Here is a 6,868-nt window from a genome sequence, read left to right as displayed (position 1 = left end):
GCCCTTTATGATACCTCGGGGAGGGGGGAAATGGGGCGGAGAGGCATGCTCCTTGCTTTTACGTTCGCCCCGCGATATAATAGTCCTTATGGCCCTCATCCCCGTCGTCGGACGCCGCTCCCGCAAGATCAAACTGCTTTATGCGGTGTTATATCTTGTCCTCTCCCTGGGCGCCGTGACAATGATCTACCCCTTGCTGGTCATGCTCGGCGCCTCGGTGACGTCGCAGTACGACAACCAATCGTATCAAATCGTCCCTGCGTACCTGTCATCGGATAAGGCGCTGCTGGGCAAGTACGTCGAGGACAAATTCAGCGCCAACGTCGCGACGATCAACACGACCTATGGCGCGAACATTGCCAGTCTCCAAGATGTCAAGCCGCCGAAAGCCGCGGATGCGCGAACGGCGGCGGATTGGAACGCGTTCTTCGCCGGCGTTCCCTCGCAGTACAAGCTGGCGGGATTTGCGGCCGGCACGGCGTCGTATAGTCCCAGCGCTCTCCTCGACCGATATCAGGCGTTTCTGAACCGGAAATTTCACGGCGATATCACGGCGCTCGACAAAGCGTATACTCAGGAAGACAATACGTTTTTGGCGATTTTCCCGCCCTTTGAGCAGCCCGGCAAGCACGCCTGGCTCCCGGATAGCTCGCTGAAATCCCGCGACTGGGCGGAGTTCGAAAAGACGCTCCCGCTGAATTTTTTCATCGGGATTGGCGGCAATTCGCTCTACAATCACTGGCTGAAGGAAGACGCCTATCCCGGCAAGATCGACGATCTGAACAAAGCATGGGGAACGGCGTACAAAGATTTCGGCGAGATCGCGCTGGCGCCGCTGCCCGAGGGGAATCCCGCGCGGCGCAAGGACTGGGAAAAGTTCGTTCGGACCAAGCTGCCTATCCGTTTTCTTGTGGTCGACTCTGCAATGGCGCTTCCGGCGTATCGCAAGTTTATTCAGGCGCGTTACAAAGGCGACCTGACCGACTACAATAAACAGCATGCGTCTGCGCTCGCATCATTCGAGCAAGTCCTTTTGCCGAATGTGAGCGAGCTGCCGTCGCAGGGCGCGCCGCTGCTGGACTGGACCGACTTCCTGAAGTTTGCGGCCCCGATTGCCGCCCTGCGCGCCGATACTTTGGAAACGCGCTACCAGTCGTATCTTGCCGCGCATGGCGCTCCCGGCGCATCGGCAAATATCGGGGCCGCGATATTTGCGTCGGACTGGGAGTATGTGAAGTCTCATCCATCGGAACTTCGCATGGACTATCTCACGCGCAACTACAAGCTGGTCATCAACTACATCTTGCTGCACGGCAATGCTGTCTGGAACACGATCTTGTTCTGCGCGCTTTCGGTGATCACCGCGCTGATCGTCAATCCGCTCTGCGCCTACGCGCTGTCCCGGTTCAATCTGTCCTACGGCAATACGATACTGCTGTTTTTATTGACGACGATGGCGTTCCCGGCGGAAGTGACCTTGATCCCGAACTTCCTGCTGCTCAAGGATCTGAACCTGCTCAATACGTTCTGGGCGCTTGTGCTGCCCGCCGCCGCCAGCGGCTACGCGATCTTCCTGATGAAGGGCTTCTTCGATAGTCTGCCGCGCGAACTGTATGAGGCCGGTACGCTGGACGGCGCGACGGAGATGCGTATGTTCGCTAGTATCACGCTGCCGCTGTCCCGGCCGATCTTCGCCGTCATCGCACTTGACGCCTTCCGGGCCGCCTATAGCGCCTTTATGTTCGCCCTGCTGGTGTGCCAGAGCCCGAAGATGTGGACCATGATGGTGTGGATCTACGAGCTGGGCTCCAGCGGCGCTCCGCAATATGTCACCATGGCGGCCCTGACGCTGGCGGCCATTCCGACCCTGCTGATCTTTATCTTTGCCCAGAACACGATCATGAAGGGCATCATCGTCCCGAGTTATAAATAATACAATGCTGACCCCAGACAACAACACAACCCCATCGCCGCTGGACGCCGTCCGCCGGGAGACTCGCGAGCGCCATGGCGTCGGCATCAGCTTTGTGAAGGATCAGATCGGCTCCGGCGTTGTCTACGAAAATGAAACCGCGCGCGCCGTGTTTTCCGAAGCGGGCGGCTACTTCGAACTGTGCGATCTGCCGGAAGAGTTTTCCGGCGCGGTGGGGGCGGGAGTGACCCACTCGCTGATCGACGCCGCCGCGACCCGCCGATACCTCGCCGCTTTGGAGCAGGTTATTTCCGCGCTGCTTGCGGAAACGCTGTCCTTTCCCTTGTTCTCTTTGTATTTGATCTACGAAGGCGGTAACCTGCGTTCGCGTGAAAACCTCTTTGTTTTCGAGCACCGGGAGGGAACGCCTCCGATGCTTCATGGCTCCTGGAGCCAGGAAGAGCTACCTCGCTTCGCCAAGATCCGTCTGCTCGCCCCTCCTGGAGCATCGCTCGCCGGGCTGCCGCTGGTCAACGGAGTTCAGTTTTTGCTGGCCCCGCGCCACACCGACGACGGCCGGTTTTTGCTGGGGGCATTGCCCCGAACGGACGGAACTGCGGATCTGGGACTACATTCGTCGTCAAGTATGGTAAATTAAGTGCGCCCCTCCTTGACAACGTCCGCGAGCCTACGATATACTGACGCCATTATCCCGCGTTTTTATTAGGAGATACAGCCGCAATTATGGGTACATCCCCCCCGCGTAAGACCGCCGCTCCGCAGCCTCGCAAACCGCTGCCCCCACGTTCGCAATCATCGAAAAACAAACCCAACGTCAAGGCGCGCAAGCCGTCTGCGGCGGGCCAGATCATTGGCTTCATCGCTCTTGGATTGCTGACCGGCGCCGGCGTGTTTATTGGAACCTCGCTGCATAACAATCCCGGTCTCCAAAAATATATCCCCAGCATTGTCGGCGGCATTGTCCATCCGAAAACCGTGGAGGATGTCTTCCCTGGTCAGAAAACGCTGAATCTGATGGTAATCGGTCGGGATTACGACTATAGCGACAGCGACCAGATTATCAAGACCAAGGCGCGCTCGGACATGCTCATGATGGCGCGCATTGATTTTGACAGTAAGAAGATCTCGTTCCTGTCGATCCCACGTGACACGCGCGCGGATATCCCCGGCTTTGGCGTGGGCAAGATCAACGGAGCGCATGCGCATGGCGGTCCGGCGCTGACTGAACAGACGGTTCAGAGCAACTTTGGGATTCCCTCGGAAAAGTACGTGGCGATCGATTTTCAGGGATTTGAAGAAGCGATCGATCAGCTGGGCGGCGTCGATCTCAATGTCGACAAGAAGATGGATTACGATGATAACTGGGGCCACCTGCACATCCACCTGAAGCCGGGTGAGCAGCACCTGAACGGCCAGCAGGCGATGGGTTTTGTCCGATTCCGTCATTCAGACAGCGACCTAGTGCGTGTCCAGCGCCAGCAGGCGCTTCTCGCGGCGCTGAAAGCCAAGCTGCTGAACCCCGCGACACTGGCCGCGATCCCGAACTTGCTGGGAACCATGGACCGGCATCTCGACAGCGATATGACGCCCGAGCAGAAGATCGCGATTGCGAACTTCGTTCATGAGACGCCGCGCGATCAGATCCAGATGGCGACGCTTCCGAGCACGGAAGGCAAGGTCTTTGTCGAGACCGACTGGGAGAAGGCGCGCCCGATGATCCAGCAGACCTTCGGCGTGGCTCCGCCAGAGGCTGTTGCGGAGAGCGCGCCGCGCCATCGCCGCCGCCGCCATCGTACGACCCGGGTCGCGGACGCCCAGTGAGCCAGCCGTCCCTCGTGAACGTACTGCAAGTCGTGCGACCCGCCGCTGGCGGCATCCGGCAGCACGTTCTGCAGCTCCTCGAATATAGCGACACTCAGAGATTTTCTTTGAGTGTCGCCGCTCCGTCGGATTTTCTTGTTTCTCTTCCCAGCGACCTTCCCATTACGGATCGATATCCCGTCGAAATCCGGGCGCGTCTCTCACCTTTCGCCGACCTGCGAGCGGCCGCAAATCTTGCCGCACTCCTGCGCCGACGTTCCCCCGCAATCGTTCACGCCCACGGGCTGCGCGCCGCGTTCATCTGCGCGCTCGCTCATCGCCTTCACAGCTTTCCGCTTGTCGTCACCGCGCATAACCTTATCGACTCCGGCGTCGCCACGCGCGTTGGCCTTGCTGTGATTGGAAGCGCCGCTGACCAGATAATCGCCGTCTCCGAGCCAATTGCCGAGGGCCTGCGGGCGCATGGGATCCCAAGTCAAAAAGTGACGGTTATTCCCAATGGGGTGGATGTGGAGCGATACGAAACGCCGTTTCTGGATGCCCGCGCGTTGTTGGGAGTGCCGCAAGACGCTTTTGTTGTCGCAAGTATCGCGCGTTTGTCGCCCGAAAAAGGCGTGGACGTCCTGCTGGAAGCAGCGCGTCTGGTCCCCGAACTCCAATTCATAATCGCCGGTGATGGTCCGCTGCGTGCGGAATTAGAAGAAAAGGCGCCTGCGAATGCGCGCCTGATCGGGCGGGTGGATAATGTGTGCGTCGTTTTGTCGGCGGCGGACGCCGTGGCGGTGCCGTCGCGACTCGAAGGGCAGGGGATTGTCGCTCTGGAGGCCCTGGCGGCGCGACGCCCCGTCGTTGCCTCTCGCATCGGCGGTCTTGCGGCGATGCTGACGGACGGGGAGACTGCGCTGCTTGTTCCCGCCGAAGATCCGGCGGCGCTGACGGCGGCGCTGCGCCGTCTCGCCGCCGACCCCGCCCTGCGCACGCGGCTGGCCGGGGCGGGATATGAGCTGGTGAAACATCATTACGATATTCACGTTCAGACGGCGGCGGTCGAACGGGTTTATGAGGGGCTGGCCTCTTAGTCGGCCGGCGTGAATGTCGCGCGGAACGATTGCAGATAGACGCCGCTATAAGTCTCGAATCCCGAATCGATGCCCGTATGCAGCCAGATTCCGCCCAGAGGGTCGGCCTGGGTGGTGAGCGTCGCCGTCGGAGCCAATGTTTTGGATTCAAATACCGGCGCCGAGCAGTTGGTATTGCTGTTCGCAATATTCCCAAGCATCAGTGACTGTGAGCCGCCCGTACCCTGGTTGCCTCGGTCGATGTTGACGACGTTATTGCCGCTGAGATCTTTCACAGTTTTGGGCTCCTGCGCCGTGGCCCCGGCGTGCACATAGACGGACTCGCCTGGGGCGCCGCCGACGCCGGTGCAGTCCGACGGAGCGCTAGTGGCGAGCTTCTCCTGGAATGCAACACGATAGCGCGCCCCTGGCCTCAGACCGGTGAAATACTTCCTGGTATAAATGAACAAGTCATCACTTTTGTTTGTGCCGGAAAGGCGATATCCACTGCCGCTGAGCGGCGCTGGAAGGACGCTTGGGGCGGTAATAACATCCACGGGCGCCGTGGTGTCCGAGTAATCGGCTTTGCCGCCAACCCAGCCGCTGGAGTCCGTGGCGAAATTTGTGGTGATGGTCACTGGCGTCGGAGCGGAATTGCTGTCGCCGCCTCCGCATCCGGCGCTCAGCGCGGCTAGGGTCACAGCGGCCATCCAGGCCGAAAAGCGCGCCGGCCGAATTGCTTGGGGTAATTGTCTCTGCAATGTATGTCTTGTCCTTGGTGTGTCAGTCAAGCTGACATTGGCGGCCGCTTCTCAGAACATCGTATTGGTGTTGGCCGTCTTCTCAGGAACCGGCTGTACGACATCCCAGTGTTCGACGATCTTGCCGTTCTTTACCCGAAAGATATCCACGATCGCAAGCCCCCGATCTTTGGGATTCTGCTGTGAGTGTACGTGCAGCGCCACCAGATCGCCGTCGGCAAGCGCCTGAGTGATCGTGGCGTGTGACTGCGGGTTTTGTTTGAAATGGGGGCCGAAGAACGAGATGATAGCCGCTCGGCCGGTGGGGACGCCGGGGTTGTGCTGCTTGTAATCCGGCGTCAGATATTTGAGCGCGGCGTCGATGTGGTGCGCGTTGAAAAACTCGTTGTAGAACTTCACGACCAGCGCTTTGTTCGCGGCGGGGCTGGGTTTGGGCGCGGCATGTGCCGGCGCGATCGTCAGCAGGCCGAGTGCGCAGACAAGCGCGGAGAAATGAGCGGCGATTTTCATGGTTCTGCTTTCATTGGAGATAGTGATGCGAAGCCGATTATTGCTGGCCCGAGAGCCAGTCGTTGTAGGGAATGCGCGGCATGTCGAACAGATCCGTGGTGCGCGCGTACCATCCGCCGCCGTGCATGCGTCCGATGAGCTTTAAGTTCTCGGTGCGGACATGCATGCGCTCCAGATCGACGAACTCATCGCGGATATGCAGATGGACTACTTCGGCCAGCACAATGCGATTGTCACCGATTGGAACGATGCTATGCAGACGGCATTCCAGGCTGACGGGAGCCTCGGCGATGCGCGGCGTTCGGATCGTAATGGACGCCGACGCCGTTAGCCCCGCCTGCGGAAGCTCGCTCACCCCGTCAGGGAAGTCGATGGCGCAGATGTTCATCGCCTCCGCCAGCGCCTCATCCACCAGGTTCACCACGAACTCGCCCTCACGCTCGATATTCGCGCGGGTCTCCTTCGCGACGCCTTGCCCGCGGTTCGCCACGCCCAGCGTAATCACGGGCGGGCTGCTGCCGACCATATTGAAGAAGCTGAACGGCGCGGCGTTGATGCTGCCGTTTGTGTCGATGGATGTCACCAGCGCAATCGGGCGCGGGACGACCGTGCTGGTGAGCAGGCGATAGGCGTTCGCGGAGTCCGCTCCGGTGAGATCGAATTGCATGATGGTTTCCTGATGTATTTTTATAATACCTCTGTCGCTTCGCCCGCTCGCTGAGTGACCCACCCCGGCGCTTCGTAACCTACCCCCGGCCGTCGGCCGAAGGCCGGGGGTAGGTTAC

General features: G+C 59.9%; 7 protein-coding genes. 4 read left to right on the top strand and 3 right to left on the bottom strand.

The genetic code is table 11. The features are described from left to right. The first annotated feature begins 88 nt into the window (after window positions 1–88). From ABIZ35_RS07295 to ABIZ35_RS07280, 4 genes are all read left to right on the top strand, one after another. On the top strand, window positions 89–1,933 hold the full coding sequence (locus tag ABIZ35_RS07295; protein ID WP_348219221.1) for an ABC transporter permease subunit: 1,845 nt from the start codon (window positions 89–91) through the stop codon (window positions 1,931–1,933). Window positions 1,934–1,937: 4 nt separating this feature from the next. Next, a complete protein-coding gene (locus tag ABIZ35_RS07290) occupies window positions 1,938–2,570 on the top strand; it encodes a hypothetical protein (protein ID WP_348219220.1) in 633 nt (210 codons plus the stop codon). A gap of 86 nt (window positions 2,571–2,656) precedes the next feature. Then, a complete protein-coding gene (locus ABIZ35_RS07285) occupies window positions 2,657–3,754 on the top strand; it encodes an LCP family protein (RefSeq protein WP_348219219.1) in 1,098 nt (365 codons plus the stop codon). Continuing rightward, window positions 3,751–4,833 carry a glycosyltransferase family 4 protein gene (locus tag ABIZ35_RS07280; protein ID WP_348219218.1) on the top strand — a complete coding sequence of 361 codons (1,083 nt, stop codon included), beginning with the start codon at window positions 3,751–3,753 and terminating at the stop codon, window positions 4,831–4,833. The genes ABIZ35_RS07285 and ABIZ35_RS07280 overlap by 4 nt, the downstream gene beginning before the upstream one ends. Here ABIZ35_RS07280 and ABIZ35_RS07275 read toward each other — a convergent pair. The 3 genes from ABIZ35_RS07275 to ABIZ35_RS07265 are packed head-to-tail and all read right to left on the bottom strand — an operon-like array spanning window position 4,830 to window position 6,750. Then, window positions 4,830–5,573: a hypothetical protein gene (locus tag ABIZ35_RS07275; protein ID WP_348219217.1), complete on the bottom strand. Its 744-nt coding sequence runs from the start codon at window positions 5,571–5,573 to the stop codon at window positions 4,830–4,832. The genes ABIZ35_RS07280 and ABIZ35_RS07275 overlap by 4 nt on opposite strands. A gap of 51 nt (window positions 5,574–5,624) precedes the next feature. Next, complete coding sequence (locus tag ABIZ35_RS07270; RefSeq protein ID WP_348219216.1) at window positions 5,625–6,083, bottom strand: nuclear transport factor 2 family protein; 459 nt, start codon at window positions 6,081–6,083, stop codon at window positions 5,625–5,627. A gap of 37 nt (window positions 6,084–6,120) precedes the next feature. Then, window positions 6,121–6,750: a flavin reductase family protein gene (locus ABIZ35_RS07265; RefSeq protein WP_348219215.1), complete on the bottom strand. Its 630-nt coding sequence runs from the start codon at window positions 6,748–6,750 to the stop codon at window positions 6,121–6,123. Between the last annotated feature and the right edge of the window lie 118 nt (window positions 6,751–6,868).

The organism is Capsulimonas sp. (assembly GCF_039929585.1).
Taxonomy (GTDB): Bacteria; Armatimonadota; Armatimonadia; order Armatimonadales; family Capsulimonadaceae; genus Capsulimonas.
This window is presented reverse-complemented; position numbering and strand designations above follow the sequence as displayed.

Bases quoted from the DNA above. Each gene is read 5' to 3' on its own strand.
- ABIZ35_RS07295 (WP_348219221.1), top strand. From the start codon at position 89: ATGGCCCTCATCCCCGTCGTCGGACGCCGCTCCCGCAAGATCAAACTG.
- ABIZ35_RS07290 (WP_348219220.1), top strand. From the start codon at position 1,938: ATGCTGACCCCAGACAACAACACAACCCCATCGCCGCTGGACGCCGTC.
- ABIZ35_RS07285 (WP_348219219.1), top strand. From the start codon at position 2,657: ATGGGTACATCCCCCCCGCGTAAGACCGCCGCTCCGCAGCCTCGCAAA.
- ABIZ35_RS07270 (WP_348219216.1), bottom strand. From the start codon at position 6,083: ATGAAAATCGCCGCTCATTTCTCCGCGCTTGTCTGCGCACTCGGCCTG.
- ABIZ35_RS07265 (WP_348219215.1), bottom strand. From the start codon at position 6,750: ATGCAATTCGATCTCACCGGAGCGGACTCCGCGAACGCCTATCGCCTG.